Raw genomic sequence first — 19,106 nt, forward strand, 5'->3', positions numbered from 1 at the left:
AATTCCAGCAAAACTCTGTAACGGTTTTGCGGTCGGAATGTGTAGTCACACCAGCGAGAGCGTTCCCGGGCTTCGTTCAGGCCCGAAACGCCCCTGTCTTCTGGCGGAACCGGTTAAGCCGGTTCACGCGTCATGACAAGGCTGGCATTCTGACCGCCGAACCCGAAGGAGTTGGAAAGCACGGCATTGACCGTCGCGTCCCGCTTCACATTCGGCACCACATCGAGCGAAATGGTCGGATCGGGGTTGTTGTAGTTGATCGTCGGCGGCAGGGTGCCGGTCAGCATGGTCTGCAACGAGAACACTGCCTCCACAGCACCGGCCGCCGTCAGCGTATGGCCGATCATCGACTTGTTGGATGACAGCGGAATGTCTTTCAGGCCTTCGCCGAAGACGGCAAGCATCGAGCCATATTCCATCTTGTCGTTTTCCGGCGTCGAGGTGCCGTGGGCGTTGATGTAGCCGATATCGCTTTCAGCAACACCCGCATCCGCAAGTGCGGCGCGGATCGTCGCGATCGCCGGGCCGCCATCTGGCGAGGAACGCGTGCGGTGGAAACTGTCGGCCTTCTCGCCGGCGCCCTTGATGATGCCGAGAACCTTAGCGCCGCGCGCAATCGCCGATTCCAGCGATTCCAGCACCAGCGTTGCCGCACCTTCGGCGATCACGAAACCGTCGCGGTCCTTGCTGAACGGCTTGGATGCCTTTTCCGGCGGGTCGTTCTGGGTCGACAGCGCCGAGAGAAGCGAAAAGCGGATCAGCGCTTCGGCGCTGACCGAACCGTCGGTGGCAACCGTCAGTGCCCGCTCGGCGCGGCCCTGGCGGATAGCCTCGACACCAAGCTGGATTGCGGTCGCGCCGGATGCACAGGCCGTCGAGAGCGTGACCGGCAGGCCGCGTGTACCAAAGCGGTCCGAAAGACGCTCCGAAATCGCGCCGAAGAGAGCCGCTTCCTGAAACGCCGGGTCCGGACGTTGACGGAAAGCCGTCAGGAAGCGTTCATAGGCGTCACCCGGCTGGGCGGCGGGCGGAGACCGGTCGGCAAGCTCGAAACGGGCGCTCCATTCCGGCTCGATCGGTGGTGCAGCCAGAAACAGCGGGCCATCGAAATCGCCCGATATGCCGGCCTGCGCCAAAGCCTCGATGGTCGTCTCGCGCGCAAAGGCATAAGAGCGCTCGACGGAATTCGGAACCGGGATGTCGATGAAATCGACGGTGCCGCTGATCCTTGTGGAAAGCCCCTCCGTCGGGAAGCGGGTGATCTTGTGGATGCCCGACTTGCCGGCCGTCAGAGCCGCCCAGTTATCGGCAAGCCCCTGCCCGAGCGATGTGATGATGCCCATACCGGTGACGGCAACGATCGGGCGACCGAGATGATCCTTGAAGTTGGAAGTCATGGTCTTTTCTCCTCACACGTCACGGGACAGAACGGCGACACCTTCGCCGCGCACATGGCCGACGGTGGTGACGACCGCTTCGCTGGCCGCCTCGCCCATGGGCTTTTCCGCGGCGCCATCGAAAGTAGGAACCTTCGCGCCGCTTTCAAGCGTTAGGGCAGCAAGCGCCAGCCCAAGCGGGAACTGTGCTTCAAGTCCATGGCCGGTGATACCACCGAAACCGCGAATGACGGCCTGCGGCAAAGCTTTCTCGATAATATTCTTTTCACGCTGCGTGACGGCGTCGTAACCGCTCGCACCGGAAAACACGACGGTCGCAGCACTGTCCTTTGCAGGGGCAAGCAGCCGCTCCATGCGCTTTTCCATTTTGCCGTCATCACGGCTGCCGCGATCGCCCTCGATGGCGTCGATGCGGGCATAGATGCGCGCGCCGCGTTCACTGGCGTGCTTGCGCGATTCCAGCACGAGGAAGGCTCCCAGCGAACCGGAAATCATGCCGCCGCCGTCCTGGCCGCCACGCGACCACAGCGGCTGCCAATCGCCCTGCGCGTGCGCGCCGATCGCTTCAAACAGCAGGATCATGTCCGGGCGCTCGGCCGAGAAGGCGCCGCCCACCAGGGCGTGGCTGGATTCGCCGGAACGGATACGGTGAAACGCCGTCTCGACGGCGGAAATGCCGGCTGCTTCCTCGCCCATGAAGGTACGGGAGGACCCTGTGACCTTATGCACGATGGAAATGTTACCGGCCATCAGGTTGGAAAGCTGGGCGAGAAACAGGGTCGGACGCAATTCCGTCGTCAGCTTCTCGTTGAGCAGCACTTCGCGGTCGTTGCGTTTCAGCGCCTCATCGACAATCAGCGTATCGACATTGATGTCGCGCTCGCCGCCGCCGGCAGCCACGATCATGTCCATGGTAGCGCAGGCCTCCGGGTTTTCCTTCAGCCCTGCATCATCAAGCGCGAGGCCGGCTGCAAAAACGCCGAGACGCTGCCAGTTTTCCATCTGGCGCTGGTCGCCACGCTTGGCGATCTGCGTAGACCAGTCGATCTCCGGCATGGGATGAACCGGATAGGGTTTGAACTTTTCGGTCTCGATCACCGTTGCCGGCGCCGCAGTTCCCGAAAGAAGCGCAAGATGCGCCTGGCTGCCGACGCCGTGACAGGTCACGATGCCGACCCCGGTTATCACCACATCATTGTCAGATTTCATCGTCTGTCATCCTTTGCAGCCGGACCCGTTGAAGCGGTCACGGCTATCCAACAGCGGTCGCAAACGACCACTCCATGCGTTGCGGAATAAAGCGCGCGATGCGGATTGGCAATGGTGAAGGCCCGATCCGCCAGCACAAGCCCACGATTTTCGTGAATCAAAACCGGGTCGAGGGGAAAATGCCGTCTCCCGGCATCAGCGGAAACGCTTATTTTTGCGCATCCGCTGCAATCGCCGCCATCAGGCCGACTTCCTCGGCCCGCTTCCTGACGATAGGCGCAAGCGGAATTTCGCTGAAAGGCATTGTCCTGAGTTTCAGCTGCGCATCGCAGACCTTCTTGCCTTCGCAAGTGATCTTCGCCTTGGTGACTGCAAAACCCGAACCGTCATGTTCCAGCACCGCCTCGATATCGAGAACCGCACCCGGTTCCACGAAGGTGCGCATCTTGGCGCCGTCAACCGACATCAGGAAGGGCATGGCGGAAAAATCGCTGAACGCCAGAACCATCATGCCGGAAGCCTGCGCCATGGTCTCGATCAGAAGCACGCCCGGAACCAGCGGCATGCCGGGGAAATGCCCCTCGAAAACCGGGCTGTTGTCGGGAACGACGGACCGCGCCTTCAATGTGCGCGTCGCCATATCCACGGCTTCGACCTTGTCGATCATCTGAAAATATTCAAGCAGCATCCGTCCGGCCCGTTTCTGGTCGGTTACGACCCGTCCCTGAAGGTCAGGTCCAGAAAAAGAAATGCCCGCTCGAAGCGGGCATTATCGCCTCAGCCCTTGGCTGCGCGCAATTCGTCGATCTTGGCGCAGAGGTTCTTCAGCACGAAATATTCTTCGGTGGTAACCTTGCCTTCGTTGACTTCCTGCGTCCACTGCTCGAGCGGAATCTTGATACCGAATTCCTTGTCGATGGCGAAAACGATATCCAGAAAGTCGAGGCTGTCGATGCCCAGATCGTCGATCGTGTGGCTTTCCGGCGTAATGGTTTCGCGGTCGATTTCGCTGGTTTCGGCGATAATGTCGGCAACCTTGTCGAATGTAGCTGTCACGCCCATAATCCTTATTGTCGTTCGTATTAAATATCCTGTCTGACGCACCACATAGGCAAGTCGCACAAAAAAGCCAATGGTTTCGTGACGTAACTTTGAAATTTGCCTTAAAACTGTTGCCTAAACAGCAACCGAATGACGGCCGCGTCCGCTGCCGAGATAGGCGTCGAAGGTTGCCGCGATATTACGAACAAAGGGTTTACCCGCCTCCGTCACGGCAAAAACATCGCCATCCATCCGCACCACACCGTCCCTGTCGCCGCCAGCGAAAAGCTGCGCCTCCATGCTGACGGAATGGCTGGCCTTGCCGAAACGCCGCTTCAAATCGCCCAGATCGAGTGAAAAATCGCACATCAACCGCTCGATGACATGGGAGCGCAGGTGATCGTCCTCGGACAATTCTATTCCCTTGAGAACCGCGAAACCGCCCTCGCCCACCATCCGCTGATATTCCCCCGTCGCCACCATGTTCTGCACGTAGCCCTGGGGCAGCCGCCCGATTGCGGATGCACCGAGCCCGATCAGGGCATCAGCCGTGTCGGTGGTGTAGCCCTGAAAATTCCGCCGCAGCTCCCCCGCCTCGACCGCGCGGCTCAAAGTGTCGGCGGGCTTGGCGAAATGATCGAGCCCGATTGCCCTGTAACCCGCCTTGCCGAGCATCTCCGCCGCCATCGTCATCTGGCGGTAGCGCTCGGCAATATCTGGCAATGCCTGCTCAGGGATCAGCGACTGGTGTTTTTTCATCCATGGAACATGCGCATAACCGAACAGCGCGATCCGGTCGGGGTCGAGTGAGATGATCTGGTCAACCGTCTGTTGCAATGTCTCGCAGGTCTGGAACGGCAGGCCATAGAGAATGTCGCAATTGACCGAGTGAACGCCCCTTGCCCGCACGGCATCTACCACCGATTGCGTCTGCTCGAAGGTCTGAATCCGGTTGATGGTTTTTTGCACTTTGTCATCAAAGTCCTGCACACCGAGGCTCGCGCGCGTCATTCCGATGACGGCAAGCGCGTCATAGCGACTTTCGTCAAGATCGTTCGGGTCCATTTCCACGCTGATTTCGGGCGCCAGACCAAAGGTGAAATGGCGTGTCAGACAGTCCATCAGGCCCACCATGTCCTCCGGTTTCAACATGGTGGGAGAACCGCCGCCAAAATGCACCGCGCTGACCACAGCATCGGGGGAAACAAGCGAACCTACGGCTGCTATCTCCCGCTTAAGTGCCTCAAGATAAACGGCAATCGGCTCGTATTTCAGCGTGTGCTTGGTGTGGCAGGCACAGAACCAGCACAGCCGGTCGCAATAGGGAATATGCAGGTAAAGCGATATCCGGTTCCGGTGGCCAAGCTCGCCGAGCCAGCGGCGATAGGTGCCATTATCGATTCCATCGTGAAAGTGCGGCGCGGTAGGATAACTCGTGTAACGCGGCACGGCGCCCGAATATTTGCGAAGAAGTTCGGTATTCATCCCCGGATTTGCCTTTTATCAAGAAAATGTCGATTTCCTCCCCTTCAGTAACGGCTGCGACAGTTTGCAACTTTGACTTCAATCAAATTGCACCTTAAGTTCTTGCTAAAGTAGACGCGGGGGCGACGACTACGCGGCGCAAGCCTTCGAAAAGACCGGATTTTACACCTGCGGTCGCATTCGTCCCTTAAAGCCAGCATCGGAAAAGGCTGATGGACACGCTACAGAAGACCATCCACAATTCGGAATATCCCGTCGTATGCCGCTCCTGCGAGGCGCGTCACGGTGGTCTTTGCAGCACGTTGACGCCGCAGCAACTTTGCGACCTCAACCGTCATTCCAGCCGTAAGAAGCTGGAAGCGGGCAATGAGCTGCTTGCCCAGGGGGAACTCGTCAGCTCCTACGGCAACATTCTCAACGGCGTAGTGAAGCTCTCGAAGATGATGTCGGATGGCCGCCAGCAGATCGTCGGCCTGCAATTTGCGCCGGATTTTCTCGGTCGTCCGTTCATGGCGGAAAGCAAGATGACGGCGGAAGCCGCAACCGATGTGGAAATCTGCCTGTTCCCGCGCCGTATCGTCGACCGCATGGTTTCCGAAGTGCCGGATATGGAACGCAAGCTTCACAGCCAGTCTCTGAAGGAACTGGATGAGGCGCGCGACTGGATGCTGACACTTGGCCGCAAATCGGCGCAGGAAAAGGTTGCCAGCTTCCTTTATATGATCGCCACGCATATCGATCCGGAAAAGGACGATAAATCAACGTTCGACCTGCCGCTATCGCGCGCAGACATAGCCGATTTCCTTGGTCTCACCATCGAAACAGTTAGCCGGCAAATGACTAAACTGCGCAAGGAAGGCACGATCAGCATCGAGAACAACCGTCATATCACGGTGCCGGACCTCGATATGCTCAGCGAAGCCGCCGGAAACGACTGACCGGCGTTTTTCAACTTTTCATCGTCCCTGAGGCGCTGACGTTCCGATGTTGATGTACGGCGCCCGCGCCTGCGCGGGTGCGAGCGCAAAACCGGCAAGAACCAGCAAAGCAGCGATGCATCTCATGATATTTCACCCTGTCTACCGCTTTTTCAGCGGCCTGTTTGTTATGACCGCATCATAAGCGGCAAAGAGCATCCATCCGCTTAACATCTTCAGTAAGCAGATGGTTCAAAGGCAGGGTAAATAAGGGGTTATGAGAGCGGCTTGGTAACAGAATGAAGCCCAAGGATTGCCGTTATCCTCGGCCTTGTTCCGAGAGAATCTCGAGATCGACAGGTTGTCGATTCTCGGTAAAAGGCCCCAGAACGACGAACGGAAGAACCTCACTGCGTGGCAGGCGTCGCAACCGGCTTCTGGTTTTCGCCAAGCGCCCGCAATTCCGCGACTCGGCGTTTGTATTCAGCTTCCGAAATCTGGCCGTTGCGGCGTGCAGCACCGAGGCGCGACAGGTTCGATTCCATTTTGGACGCCTCGTCATCCCCCATCTGGCTGCCGGCAGCCGTCATCGGCGCTGAAAAGCTTGGATAGGTACCGGTATCGCGTCTCTGGCTCACCACATTGTCGCTGACGGGGCGCGGGCCGACGATTTGGGCTTGCGGGTGGGGCATATGGGCCGGTGCGACGATCGGTGCCGGGGTCTTGCAGGCGGCAAGTACTGTAACGAGCATTGCGCCTGAGAGCGAAAGAAGGGCGATCCTTCCAGCGTTTTCCGCAAATGTTCCCCATGTGCCCATGTGCTTGCCCATCGTCATGTTCCGCCTGTAAGGATATCGCCGATATCGAATTCGACTGCGGTTCGGCTCTTCATGGCCTCCCCTTGCTGGTGGAACTTGTATTCGTTTTCATGCAGAATGTGCAAACACAAATTTGGTGGAGGACAGCGCATGGCAGGTGTTGACGGCGGGGCAGAGAAAAAGGGTGGCAAAACGCCCGGTTTCGACGCCACATCCGCCGAGGCTTACCTGATCCGCGACCCGGAAGCCTTTGCGGTCAACATCGCCCGCGCGCTGGAAAACCTCGGCAAAGCCGCGTCCGAATGGCTGGCCCCCCGCGAACGCGGTGAAATTCCGCAGACCAGCGCCGATCCGATGACCGACCTCGTCAAGACGCTGTCCGATGTCGCCGAATATTGGATGGCTGAACCGAAGCGTTCACTCGAAGCGCAGACCCACCTGCTTTCCAGCTATTACGATCTGTGGACAAAATCGGTGGCACAGTTTTCGGAAGATGCCGACTCCCGCTCGGAAAAGGCCGCAGAGACCGGCCCGGCAGAGCGAAAGAACAGGCGTTTTGCCGACGCGGACTGGCAGGCAAATCCATTTTTCGATTTTCTCCTCAAAGCCTATCAGACCACCGTCGGTTTTGCCGACCGGATGGTTATGGAAGCTGAAGGGCTGGACGAGCACACCCGCACCAAGGCGTTGTTTTACATGCGCCAGGTGACGGAAGCCCTCTCGCCGGCCAACTTCGTTTTCACCAATCCGCAGGTCTTCCGCGAGACGGTTGCGTCCAGCGGCGCCAATCTCGTCAAGGGCATGGCACAGCTTGCCGAAGATGTCGCGGCCGGCCACGGCCATCTGAAACTGCGCCAGACCGATTACAGCAAATTCGTCATCGGCAAGAACATCGCTGTCACATCAGGCAAGGTGGTTGCGAGAAGCCCGCTCTGCGAGATCATCCATTACGCGCCGACGACGAAAAAGGCCTTCAAACGGCCGCTGCTCATCGTGCCGCCATGGATCAACAAATTTTATATCCTCGATCTCAACCCACAGAAATCCTTCGTTAAATGGTGTCTCGATCAGGGCCACAGTGTGTTCATGGTCTCGTGGATCAACCCGGACGCCAGGTTGGCCGACAAGGGCTGGGAGGACTATATCCGCGAAGGTATCGATTTCGCCCTCGACACGATCGAGGAGCAAACAGACGAAAAGGACATCAACGCCATCGGCTATTGCGTCGGCGGCACGCTTTTGTCTTCGGCGCTGGCATTGCATGCGCAGGAAGGCAATGAGCGCATTCGCAGCGCCACACTTCTTGCCGCCCAGACTGATTTCATCCATGCGGGCGACCTCAAGGTCTTCATCGACGAAGGCCAGCTCGCCGCGCTCGACAGGCACATGCAAGCCGTCGGTTATCTCGATGGCTCGATCATGGCCACAGTCTTCAACATGCTGCGCGCCTCCGATCTCATCTGGCCCTATATGGTCGATAATTATCTGCGCGGCACGGAACCCCTGCCCTTCGATCTCCTCTACTGGAATTCCGATTCGACCCGGGTGACCGCTGCCTGCCATTCCTTCTATCTGCGCAATTGTTATCTCGACAACAATCTCGCCCGCGGGCTGATGCGCGTGGCGGACAAGCGGATCAACCTCGGCGACATAAAAATCCCGGTCTATGATCTCGCCACCCGCGACGACCATATCGCGCCAGCGAAATCGGTCTTCACGGGGGCGGGACTGTTCGGCGGCCCCGTGGAATTCGTGCTCGGCGCTTCCGGCCACATCGCCGGTGTGGTCAATCCGCCGCAATCCGAAAAATACCAATATTGGACAGGCGCATCACCATCCGGAGACTTCGATGCCTGGCAGGCCGCAGCCACAGCCCACACGGGATCATGGTGGGTGCACTGGCAGAACTGGATCGAAAGCCAGAATGGCGAGAAGGTAAAGGCAAGGGCGCCGGGTGACGGCAAGCGACCAGTGCTCGGCGATGCACCCGGAACCTACGTCCTGTCCTGACCAACCCCGCCACCTCTCACCTTTCAGGCCACATGCTCTTCACATCCCCACTCGTTCCCGCCACGCTGATCGCCCGCTACAAGCGTTTCCTCTTCGACGCTGTTCTGGAGGACGGCACGGCAATTACAGGCTCCTGCCCCAATACCGGCTCCATGCGCGGATTGACCACGCCCGGCTCGCGTATCTGGCTGTCCGAGCATGACAGCCCAACCCGCAAGTACCGGCATATGCTGGAAATGGTCGAGGCCGATGGCACCGTGGTCGGCATCAATACCGGCATGCCGAACCGGCTGGCGGAAGAAGCGATCCTCAATGGCCGCATCCCGCAGCTTGCCGGCTATTCGACGGTCCGGCGCGAGCAGAAATACGGCCGCAATTCCCGCATCGATTTCCTGCTTTCCGAAATTGGGCGGCCGGATGCCTATGTGGAAGTGAAAAACGTGCATTTCATGCGCGAAAAAGGTCTGGCCGAATTCCCTGATACCGCCACCAAACGCGGCACCAAACATCTGGAGGAGCTGGGTGACGCAGCGGAGGCCGGTCACCGAGCGGTGATGCTCTATCTTATTCAACGCAACGATTGCGACCGGATGCGCGTCTGCGATGATCTGGATCCGGTCTATGCGCTGGCGTTTCAGCGGGCCATGTCGCGCGGCGTGGAGGCCTATGCGGTGAAATGTGACGTTTCCCCGGCACAAATTTCAGTCGCGGGAACGGTTAAGATGGACGAATGGCGTCCGGCTGTTTTATGAACAGGGACGTAAAGAGACAGAAAGCACTATGATGGTCACCTATATCGACGCAGCCTCCGCCCCCCTCAAGAATACCGGCGTCATCCGCCTTTATACGCCTGAGGATTTCGACGGGATGCGCAAGGCGTGCCAGCTGACAGCGCGTTGCCTCGACGAACTGGCGGCAATCGTCAAGCCGGGTGTGACGACTGACGCCATCGACCGTTTCGTCTTCGAGTTCGGCGCCGACCACGGCGCTTTGCCGGCAACACTGAATTACCGCGGTTATACCAAGTCCGTCTGCACTTCTATCAACCATGTGGTCTGCCACGGCATTCCGGACGCAAAGCCGCTGCGTGAAGGCGAAATCGTCAATATCGACGTGACCTATATTCTGGACGGCTGGCACGGCGATTCGAGCCGCATGTATCCGGTTGGCACGATCAAGCGCGCAGCTGAACGTCTGATGGAAGTGACCTATGAATGCCTGATGCTCGGCATCGCGGCAGTGAAACCGGGTGCGCGCACCGGCGCGATCGGCGCGGCTATTCAGGCCTATGCCGAGGCGGAACGCTGCTCGGTGGTGCGTGATTTCTGCGGCCACGGCGTTGGACGCCTGTTCCACGACACCCCCAATATCCTCCACTACGGCCGCCCGGACGAAGGCCCGGAGATCCGAGAGGGCATGATCTTCACCATCGAGCCGATGATCAACCTCGGCAAGCCGCATGTGAAGGTGCTCTCCGATGGCTGGACGGCAGTAACGCGCGACCGCTCCCTTTCCGCGCAATACGAACATGCGGTCGGCGTAACCGCGACCGGTTGCGAAATCTTCACACTATCGCCGGGCGGCTTTGACCGTCCGGGCCTGCCGCCACTCGCATAAGGCCAGATCGCCCATGGCAAAACGCCCTGCCCCGCCTTCCGCCGATCTTCCGTCGACCTCCGGCTTTCAGGCGGGAAACGGCGATCTGTTCGACGGAACGGATGAGCGCGGCTTCTTTGCCGAACCGCGAAGTGCGGTGAAGAAGACCTCGGAACATCCCGCAGCCATTGCGGAACCGGAAGCGGAGATCGCACACTATCACGGCCATCGGGACAGGCTGCGGGCGCGTTATCGCGACGGCGGCGATACCGCCCTTGCCGATTACGAACTGTTGGAGCTTCTGCTTTTCCGGCTGATCCCGAGGCGTGATACCAAACCCATCGCCAAGGCGTTGATCGCCCGCTTTGGTACCCTCGGCGGGGTGCTTGGCGCGCCGCTGCCGCTGTTGCAGGAGGTGAAGGGCGTGGGTGAGGCCGTGGCGCTCGATCTGAAGCTAGTCGCCTCCGTTTCCCAGCGCATGCTGAAGGGCGAAATCCGCAACAAGCAGATTCTCGGTTCCTGGTCTTCGGTCATCGATTATTGCCATGCCGCCATGGCCCATGAAACCCGCGAGCAATTCCGCATCCTGTTCCTCGACAAGCGCAACGTCCTGATCGCCGACGAGGTGCAGGGTCAGGGAACCGTGGACCACACGCCGGTCTACCCGCGCGAAGTGGTGCGCCGCGCCCTCGAACTTTCCGCTACAGCTTTGATTTTAATACATAATCATCCGAGTGGAGACCCTACCCCCTCGCGTGCCGATATCGAGATGACCAAAACCATCATCGATACTGCAAAGCCGCTGGGGATAGCGGTGCACGACCACATCATCATCGGCAAAGACGGCCACGCCAGCTTCAAAGGGCTTCGGCTAATCTGAAATCCATGGGTATCAACGCGAAGGTTTTTCCCCGCCTGCAACCCATAAGAGCGACATCAATACAAAATTAACACCTATAAATTAGCATTTCCGAAAATAAGAATAAAGGCATCTGACTGTGGTGCCTGAAAAACGGGGGTGCTTTATGCGTAATGGAGTGCGTTTCCTTCGTGATCGATCCGGCTCGTCCGCTGTCGAGTTCGCCATCGTCGCGCCGATTTTCTTTCTCGTCCTGCTGACCATGATTGCCTACGGTATCTACCTGATGGCCGCCTATTCTGTGCAGCAGATCGCCGCGGACGCCGCAAGGACGGCTGTTGCCGGACTGAATACGACCGAGCGCCAGCAGCTGGCCCGTGATTTCGTCACCAAAAGTGACCTCAGCTACGCCTTCATGGACAAGACGCGTTTCACGGTCAATGTCGCCACCGATCCCGCCAATGCCAACCAGTTCACGGTCAAGGTGGAATATGACGCCCGCGATCTGCCGATCTGGAGCCTCTACAGCTACACCCTGCCCGAGCCGGTCATCCGGCGTTTTTCCACAATCCGGATCGGAGGAGCATGACATGCAAAATATCTCTTCTTTGCTTCCCCGTTTCCTGAAGGATCGCACAGGCAACATCGCCATCTCGGCCGGGCTTACCGCACCGCTTTTCATCGGCATATTGGCGCTTGGCGTCGATTATGGCTATCTGACCCTGCAGAAGCGGCAATTGCAGCAGACCGCCGATCTTGCGGCCATATCAGCGGCGGCCAGTGCCGCCGATCCCGAAAAGGCGGTCCAGCAATATTTCGCCCTTAACGGCATGAATCTCGGGGTCAAGACACCGAATGGCCTCTTGACCGTGGACGGTCTTCAACCTTTCGACCCGTTGAACGAATTTGCCAAGAGCAACGGTTATGCCGAAGTCGTCAAAGGTCACTATGAGCCGGACGCGACCCTGCCTGTCGGCCAGCGTTTCGTCGAAAATGCACTTCCCACCAATGCGATGAAAGTGAATATCGTCGAAAAGGGCCAGATATTCTTTGCCTCCGCCTTCACCACGCCGCCCAAGATTTCCGCGGCCGGAACGGCCTCATCCCAAAAGATCGCGGCATTTTCGGTGGGATCGCGACTCGCGAGCCTCGATGAAGGCATTTTGAACAGCCTGCTCGGCGGCCTGCTCGGTACCACGGTCTCGCTCAAGGTTATGGATTACCAGGCGCTTGTAGCTGCTGATGTCAACGCGCTGCATGTCGTCGAAGCGCTGGCTGTCGATCTCAACCTGACAGCCGGCACCTACAAGGATGTCCTGAAGACGGAAATCACCTACGGCAAATTCCTGGACGCGCTGACGAAGACCACGGGCCTGCAGCCGGCTGTGGCCAACATTCTGAAGACGCTGGCAAAAACCGCCAACAAGAGCAACATCAAGCTCAAGCTTGAAGAAATCCTCAATCTCGGCCCGTTCTCGGACAAGCTGATCGGTAGCGGCGAAAACCTCAAGGTCACCGCAGGCGTCTTCGATCTCCTCAACGCCGCCGCCGTGGCAGGCAATGGTGGCAACCAGCTGGCGCTCAACCTCAACGCCAATCTCCTCGGTCTCGCCTCGGTCAAGACGACGCTCGCCATCGGTGAGCCACCCGTCGAAACGCCGTCGCTTGCCGTCGGCGGCCAGGGCACCGTGGTGCGCACCGCACAAACCCGGCTGGCGGTCAGTGTCGTGGTTGACGGGCTTCAGGCGATTGCCGGTCTGAAGGTCAATATTCCGCTCTATGTGGAAGTCGCCCATGCCGAAGCGCGGCTCGCCGACATTCGCTGCACGGGCGGCGGACAGGGTACGGTCGATGTCGAAGTCGTTCCCGGCGTCGCGGAAATCGCGCTTGGCAATGTCGATACCACGGCCTTTGCCAATTTCGGCAAGGATCCGCGCGTCACCAAGACCGCGATCGTGGATTCGGCCTTGCTTGCCATCAATGGCAGCGCCCTCATCAATGCCACCAACATGACGAAGACCAAGCTGACCTTCACCCAGTCGGATATAACCCAGGCCAAGATCAAGAGTGTTTCCACCAAGGATACCGTTACCACTCTTGTCAGTTCACTGCTGAAGAACCTCAATCTGGATATCAGGCTTCTCTTCCTCAACATCGATCTGGGAGGTCTGGCGGGCATCCAGTCAGCACTTGCCAACACGCTCGCGGCAGTCACGGCGCCCGTGGATCAGCTGCTCTACAACGTGCTGCTGGTACTCGGCGTCAAGATCGGCGAAGCCGATGTGCGCGTCACCGACGTTCGCTGCCAGCAACCGGCACTCGTCCAGTAAGCAGGCCGACACCATAAAAAAAGCCGCCGGCAGTATCCGGCGGCTTTTTTGTTTGATCTGCCTCTGTCAGGCAGTAGCAATTGCCAGACGCTTCTCGTCCCGGCCGCTCTTCATGCGCTCGGACAGAAGGAAGGCCAGTTCCAGTGCCTGATCGGCGTTGAGACGCGGATCGCAATGGGTGTGGTAACGATCCGACAGCGAATCCGCCGTCACGGCGCGTGCGCCACCGGTGCACTCGGTCACGTCCTTGCCGGTCATCTCGATGTGGATGCCGCCCGGATGTGTGCCTTCGGCGCGGTGGATCTGGAAGAAGCTTTCGACTTCCGACAGGATGCGCTCAAACGGACGCGTCTTGTAGTGGTTGAGCGTGATAGTGTTGCCATGCATCGGATCGCACGACCAGACGACCTTGCGGCCCTCTTTCTCCACGGCACGGATGAGCTTCGGCAGGCTGTCAGCAACCTTGTCGTGGCCGAAACGGCAGATCAGCGTCAGACGGCCGGCCTCATTTGCCGGGTTCAGCGCGTCGATCAGCTCGATCAGATTATCCGGCGTCAGCGACGGTCCGCACTTCAGGCCGATCGGGTTCTTGATGCCGCGGAAATATTCCACATGCGCATGGTCGAGCTGACGCGTGCGGTCGCCGATCCAGATCATGTGGCCCGACGTGGCATACCAGTCACCGGAGGTCGAATCGACGCGGGTCAGCGCCTCTTCGTAACCGAGCAGCAGAGCCTCGTGGCTGGTGAAGAAATCGGTTTCGCGCAGGCTAGGATTGTTTTCTGCGCTGATGCCGATTGCCTGCATGAAGTTCATGGTCTCGGAAATCCGGTCAGCCAGCTTGCGGTAACGATCCGCCTGCGGGCTGTCCTTGATGAAGCCGAGCATCCACTGGTGAACGTTTTCAAGGTTGGCGTAGCCGCCCATTGCGAAAGCGCGCAGCAGGTTAAGCGTCGCCGCCGACTGGCGGTACGCGTCGAGCTGACGCTCGGGGTTCGGCACGCGCGAGGTCTCATTGAACTCGATGCCGTTGATGATGTCGCCGCGGTAGGACGGCAGCGTCACGCCATCGAGCACTTCCACGTTGGAAGAGCGCGGCTTGGCGAACTGACCGGCAATACGACCGACCTTTACCACCGGCAGCTGCGCACCATAGGTCAGGACGACAGCCATCTGCAGGAAAGCGCGGAAGAAGTCGCGGATATTATCCGCACCATGCTCGAGGAAGCTTTCGGCGCAATCGCCACCCTGCAGCAGGAAGGCGTTGCCGTCTGCCACATTGGCAAGCTGCTTTTTCAGGCGGCGGGCTTCACCGGCAAAAACGAGCGGTGGATAGGTCGCAAGCGTGGCTTCCGTCGCCGCAAGCGCTGCCGCGTCAGGATATTCGGGAACCTGCTGGATCGGTTTCTGCCGCCAACTGCCGGGTGTCCAATTCTGTGCCATGTTCTTACCCTTTTCTCGCCCGCGCATTTGTGCACGACCGCCTCGAAAAATTGAGCGGCTTATAGCTCCAAGCACAGGCTTTGCATAGCCGATCTCAGGGCCATCGGGCCCATTCCGCCCATTTTGGGCGTTCAACGTGCATAAAAGTCAATTCAAACGATTTAATAAACCCGCCACCAGCCGGAAAACATCGGTTTTCAAGTGGTGGCGGGCAAATCTGAGACGTGATCACGTCGCGCAAGCGACGGCGCTACACGCGCTCGCCGTTCACCACGCGGTAGCTTGGCGAATACATCGTCACCAGTTCCTCGGCGGCTGTCGGATGAACCGCCATGGTGCGATCGAAATCGTCCTTGGTGCATCCGGCCTTCAGCGTGATGCCGAGGAGCTGCGCCATTTCGCCCGCCTCGTGGCCGAGAATATGCGCGCCGACGACCTTACGGTCGGCGGCATTCACGATCAGCTTCATAATCGTCTTTTCCTGACGCCCGGACAGCGTTGCCTTCATCGGACGGAACTGCGCGCGATAGACTTCCAGTTCCGGGTATTTCTTGCCCGCTTCCTCTTCAGAAAGTCCAACCGTGCCGATTTCCGGCTGCGAGAACACCGCAGTGGCAATAAGCTCGTGGTCCGGCTTGGTCGGGTTGTTCTTGTACTCGGTTTCGATGAAGCACATGGCCTCGTGGATCGCCACCGGCGTCAGCTGTACCCGATCGGTGACGTCGCCCAGTGCGAAGATACCAGGCACGTTCGTGCGCGAATACTCATCGACGATGATCGCGCCGCGCGCATCCACCTTCACACCGGCATTTTCAAGGCCTAGACCATGCGTATTCGGATCGCGACCGAGCGCCAGCATCACCAGGCCGACATGCAGCGAGTTGCCCTGCTTCGTGCGTGCCACAAAGCCGCCCGCGCCGTCCTTGCTCACTTCCTGAATGACGTCTTCAAGAATGATGCGAATGCCCTTGGCTTCCATCGCTTCATGAAGGCCCTTGCGCATATCGTGATCGAAGCGCGAAAGGATTTCCTTGCCGCGATAGATCAGCGTCGTTTCAACACCGAGCCCGTGGAAGATATTGGCGAATTCCACGGCGATGTAACCACCGCCAGCGATCAGGATCGATTTCGGCAGCTCTTCCAGGTCGAAAGCCTCGTTGGAGGAGATCGTCAGCTCATGGCCGGGCAGCGCCTTGTGTTCGTTCGGCGTACCGCCAACGGCAATCACGATACGCTCGGCCGTGAAGGTCTCACCAGTCTTCGTCAGCTTCACGGTATGAGCATCGACAAGCTCTGCACGGCTGTCGAAAATATCGGCCTTGGCGTTATCAAGACCTTTACGGTAGAGCCCTTCGAGACGGGTGATTTCCCTGTCTTTCGCTTCGATCAGTTTTTTCCAGTCGAAACGACGCTCGCCGACGCTCCAGCCGAAACCTTCGGCATCCTCGAAATGCTCAGGAAATTGCGAGGCATAAACGAACAGCTTCTTCGGCACGCAACCACGGATGACGCAGGTTCCGCCGTAACGGTATTCCTCGGCGATCCCTACACGCTTGCCGAGCGAGGCGGCCACGCGAGCGCTGCGCACGCCGCCCGAGCCGCCACCGATAACGAAAAGATCGCAGTCATAAGCTGTCATAGTAAAAACCCCTGATCAAAACCACGTGCCATCGGCCTCAAGGCGGGCTGTGGCGTATTCATGGCACATATAGGTGCTGCGACGCACAAATGAAAAGCCCGACCTTGCGGCCGGGCTTTGAATATTTCTGAACGTGAGCTTTGGGACCCGACGCTCTATCTATTTCACTCAGGGCTTGTGAGCCGGAGCGCCGCCCGTGTTGCCCTGATCGGCCGGAAGCGGCTTCAGATCAGCGCCGGCCACCTTCTGCAATTCGGTCATGCTGGAGGTGTTCAGATCGCGGTTGATGCCCGCGGCCCAGATGTCGGCAGCCTTCATCAGTTCGCGCGTGGCGATCGGGCCGTCCTTCAGAAGTTTCTTGCCGGCTTCGCTGCTGTAGAAGGTGGAGATGGCGTTCAGCTCTTCGACGGAGAAGGCGCGCGCGTAGGTGAGTGCTGCCTCGCGTTCCAGATCGGCACGGCGCGGCGCAAGCTCAAGTGCCTTGGCGTCGACAGTCGCGGTGATCGCGTCCTGCACATTCGGCGATGCCTGAATGAGTTCGGCCTTCAGACGTTCCGCCAGACCCGGTAGGATATCATCGAAACGGTCAGTAACGCCAAGAGAGGCGATCGCCTGCCGTGCGGCGGCGATATGCGCTTCCGAAATTTCCTGAGCGCGTGCGGCAGTACCGAACACGATGCCGGAAATGAGGATCGAAGCAGCGGCAGCTTTGCCCAGTCCCGCTAGTTTGATCATGAAAATCTCGCTCCTGTTATACTGCCTGCATCACGCGGGCGCCTTCAGGACCCGCAATGATGGCAAGCGATGCCAAATTTATGAAAAGTCCGTGCTCGACAACACCGGGGATAGTGTTCAGCTCGCGTGCAAGCGCTTCTGCATCAGGAATACGGCCAAAAGATGCGTCGAGAATGAGGTGTCCACCATCCGTCATGAAGGCGCCGTCGCCCGACGAACGCATCGTCAGGTCGCCCGACAGGCCGGACCGCGCCGCCAGTTTCTCGATGGCGATCTGTGTCGCCACCTGACCGAACGGATTGATTTCGATGGGAAGCGGAAAGGCGCCAAGCGTCTCCACAACCTTGCTCTGGTCGGCGATGACGATCATGCGGGCGGATGCCGCCGCCACGATCTTTTCGCGCAGAAGCGCACCGCCACCACCCTTGACGAGTCGCAGGCCGTGATCCACTTCGTCCGCGCCATCGATGGTAAGGTCCAGTTCCGGCAATTCATCGAGGGATTTCAGCGGCACGCCAAGCTCCACGCAAAGGCGCGCGGTACGCTCGGATGTCGGCACGCCTTCGACCTTCAGGCCTGCAGCAACCTTTTCCGCCAGAAGCCTGACGAATTCCTCAGCTGTCGAGCCCGTGCCGATACCAAGTCGCATCCCGTCTTGCACATGGGACAATGCGGCCTCGGCGGCCTTGATCTTCATCTGGCGGGCATCCATGTGCCTGAAACTCCGGTAGCTTTGTCGTCGCCGTGCTGTTTACACGGGTCGAAAGCCAAACGAAAGCATTTTTGCAGGCAACGAACAGAACGTTGTGGCGCGGTTGCAAAGACAAAGCCGTTTGCCTAGGCTTGGCCACAACGAACGCACCGATATCATCGCCAAAAGCATTCTCTCAAGAGGCCAGTTCCCGTGACATCCCGCCCGCTCTCCCCGCTCGCCATCTTCGACCTCGATGGTACGCTCGTCGACACCGCCGCCGATCTCGTTTCGAGCCTCAACCACACCATCGCCGCAGCCGGTCTTGCCCCTGTTACCTATGACGACCTGACGCATCTCGTCGGCCAGGGCGCGCGCGTTATGATCAAGCGAGCCTTCGCGCTGCGTCAGGTAGAATTGCCGGAAGCCGAACTGGAACCGCTGTACGAGCGTTTCATTGACCATTATCGCGCGGAAATGCCCGGCGACAGCCGCCCCTACCCCGGCATCGTCAGCGTACTGGATGCGCTTTCGTCAGCTGGCATCACGCTCGCGGTCTGCACCAACAAGACCGAAATCCTTGCACTTCCGCTGCTCGAAAAACTGGATCTCACCCGATATTTCGCCGCCATCACCTGTGGCGACACCTTCCCCTTCCGCAAGCCTGATGCGCGCCATATTCTCGGAACCATCGAAAAGGCTGGCGGCGACCCGCAGCGCTCGGTCATGGTGGGTGACAGCATCAACGACATTCTCGCTGCCAAAAATGCGTCCGTCCCGTCGATAGGTGTCACCTTCGGTTATTCGGATGTGCCGATGGCCGAACTCGAACCGGATGTCGTGATTGATGATTTCACCGCACTCACTCCGGCGCTGTTCGAGAAGCTGGTTGCCAAGGGTGCCGCTGCGGCTTGAGACGGCGCAGTTCTCCACCGT

18 protein-coding genes are annotated in these 19,106 nt (G+C 59.0%); 8 read left to right on the forward strand and 10 right to left on the reverse strand.

The features are described from left to right. Positions 1–113: 113 nt before the first annotated feature. From CRO62_RS25425 to hemN, 5 genes are all read right to left on the reverse strand, one after another. A complete protein-coding gene (locus CRO62_RS25425) occupies positions 114–1,397 on the reverse strand; it encodes a beta-ketoacyl-ACP synthase (RefSeq protein ID WP_097102668.1) in 1,284 nt (427 codons plus the stop codon). A gap of 12 nt (positions 1,398–1,409) precedes the next feature. After that, a complete protein-coding gene (locus tag CRO62_RS25430) occupies positions 1,410–2,606 on the reverse strand; it encodes a beta-ketoacyl-ACP synthase (RefSeq protein ID WP_097102670.1) in 1,197 nt (398 codons plus the stop codon). 208 nt (positions 2,607–2,814) lie between these two features. After that, complete coding sequence (locus CRO62_RS25435; RefSeq protein ID WP_097102672.1) at positions 2,815–3,294, reverse strand: 3-hydroxyacyl-ACP dehydratase FabZ family protein; 480 nt, start codon at positions 3,292–3,294, stop codon at positions 2,815–2,817. An 89-nt stretch (positions 3,295–3,383) separates the two neighbouring features. Further along, entirely contained in the window at positions 3,384–3,668 is a 285-nt protein-coding gene (locus CRO62_RS25440) for an acyl carrier protein (protein WP_019566223.1), read from the reverse strand. 114 nt (positions 3,669–3,782) lie between these two features. After that, complete coding sequence (gene hemN / locus CRO62_RS25445) at positions 3,783–5,132, reverse strand: oxygen-independent coproporphyrinogen III oxidase (protein WP_097102674.1); 1,350 nt, start codon at positions 5,130–5,132, stop codon at positions 3,783–3,785. 212 nt (positions 5,133–5,344) lie between these two features. Here hemN and fnrN point away from each other — a divergent pair, with 212 nt between their 5' ends. Then, complete coding sequence (gene fnrN, locus CRO62_RS25450; protein WP_003515395.1) at positions 5,345–6,070, forward strand: transcriptional regulator FnrN; 726 nt, start codon at positions 5,345–5,347, stop codon at positions 6,068–6,070. 386 nt (positions 6,071–6,456) lie between these two features. Here fnrN and CRO62_RS25455 read toward each other — a convergent pair whose 3' ends face one another. Then, positions 6,457–6,879 carry a hypothetical protein gene (locus CRO62_RS25455; RefSeq protein ID WP_097102676.1) on the reverse strand — a complete coding sequence of 141 codons (423 nt, stop codon included), beginning with the start codon at positions 6,877–6,879 and terminating at the stop codon, positions 6,457–6,459. Positions 6,880–7,017: 138 nt separating this feature from the next. Between CRO62_RS25455 and CRO62_RS25460 the strand changes: the two genes are divergently transcribed. The 6 genes from CRO62_RS25460 (at position 7,018) to CRO62_RS25485 (ending at position 13,662) form a co-directional block, all read left to right on the forward strand. After that, positions 7,018–8,877, forward strand: a complete 1,860-nt coding sequence (locus tag CRO62_RS25460) for a PHA/PHB synthase family protein (protein WP_097102678.1) — start codon at positions 7,018–7,020, stop codon at positions 8,875–8,877. A gap of 32 nt (positions 8,878–8,909) precedes the next feature. Beyond that, entirely contained in the window at positions 8,910–9,629 is a 720-nt protein-coding gene (gene sfsA, locus CRO62_RS25465; RefSeq protein ID WP_097102680.1) for a DNA/RNA nuclease SfsA, read from the forward strand. A 31-nt stretch (positions 9,630–9,660) separates the two neighbouring features. Next, positions 9,661–10,494, forward strand: coding sequence for a type I methionyl aminopeptidase (gene map / locus CRO62_RS25470; RefSeq protein ID WP_025593534.1), 834 nt, complete (start codon positions 9,661–9,663; stop codon positions 10,492–10,494). A gap of 13 nt (positions 10,495–10,507) precedes the next feature. Further along, positions 10,508–11,353 carry a RadC family protein gene (radC, locus tag CRO62_RS25475; RefSeq protein WP_097102682.1) on the forward strand — a complete coding sequence of 282 codons (846 nt, stop codon included), beginning with the start codon at positions 10,508–10,510 and terminating at the stop codon, positions 11,351–11,353. A 145-nt stretch (positions 11,354–11,498) separates the two neighbouring features. Further along, on the forward strand, positions 11,499–11,921 hold the full coding sequence (locus CRO62_RS25480) for a TadE/TadG family type IV pilus assembly protein (RefSeq protein WP_097102684.1): 423 nt from the start codon (positions 11,499–11,501) through the stop codon (positions 11,919–11,921). Between the two features lies 1 nt (position 11,922). Further along, complete coding sequence (locus CRO62_RS25485; protein WP_097102686.1) at positions 11,923–13,662, forward strand: TadG family pilus assembly protein; 1,740 nt, start codon at positions 11,923–11,925, stop codon at positions 13,660–13,662. Positions 13,663–13,728: 66 nt separating this feature from the next. Here the strand turns inward: CRO62_RS25485 and CRO62_RS25490 are convergent, their stop codons facing one another. The 4 genes from CRO62_RS25490 to rpiA all read right to left on the reverse strand — a co-directional run bounded on the left by CRO62_RS25490 (position 13,729) and on the right by rpiA (position 18,191). Further along, entirely contained in the window at positions 13,729–15,105 is a 1,377-nt protein-coding gene (locus CRO62_RS25490) for a class II 3-deoxy-7-phosphoheptulonate synthase (protein WP_003515403.1), read from the reverse strand. Positions 15,106–15,355: 250 nt separating this feature from the next. Continuing rightward, positions 15,356–16,744 (reverse strand): glutathione-disulfide reductase, encoded by a 1,389-nt coding sequence (gene gor, locus CRO62_RS25495; RefSeq protein WP_097102688.1) that lies wholly within the window; start codon positions 16,742–16,744, stop codon positions 15,356–15,358. 168 nt (positions 16,745–16,912) lie between these two features. Next, a complete protein-coding gene (locus tag CRO62_RS25500) occupies positions 16,913–17,479 on the reverse strand; it encodes a DUF2059 domain-containing protein (RefSeq protein ID WP_013636215.1) in 567 nt (188 codons plus the stop codon). 16 nt (positions 17,480–17,495) lie between these two features. After that, positions 17,496–18,191 carry a ribose-5-phosphate isomerase RpiA gene (gene rpiA / locus CRO62_RS25505; RefSeq protein WP_003515412.1) on the reverse strand — a complete coding sequence of 232 codons (696 nt, stop codon included), beginning with the start codon at positions 18,189–18,191 and terminating at the stop codon, positions 17,496–17,498. A gap of 192 nt (positions 18,192–18,383) precedes the next feature. Between rpiA and CRO62_RS25510 the strand changes: the two genes are divergently transcribed. Then, positions 18,384–19,085, forward strand: a complete 702-nt coding sequence (locus CRO62_RS25510; RefSeq protein ID WP_097102690.1) for an HAD family hydrolase — start codon at positions 18,384–18,386, stop codon at positions 19,083–19,085. Positions 19,086–19,106 lie beyond the last annotated feature (21 nt).

This window comes from Rhizobium sp. AN6A (assembly GCF_900215635.1).
Classification (GTDB): Bacteria; Pseudomonadota; Alphaproteobacteria; order Rhizobiales; family Rhizobiaceae; genus Agrobacterium; species Agrobacterium tumefaciens.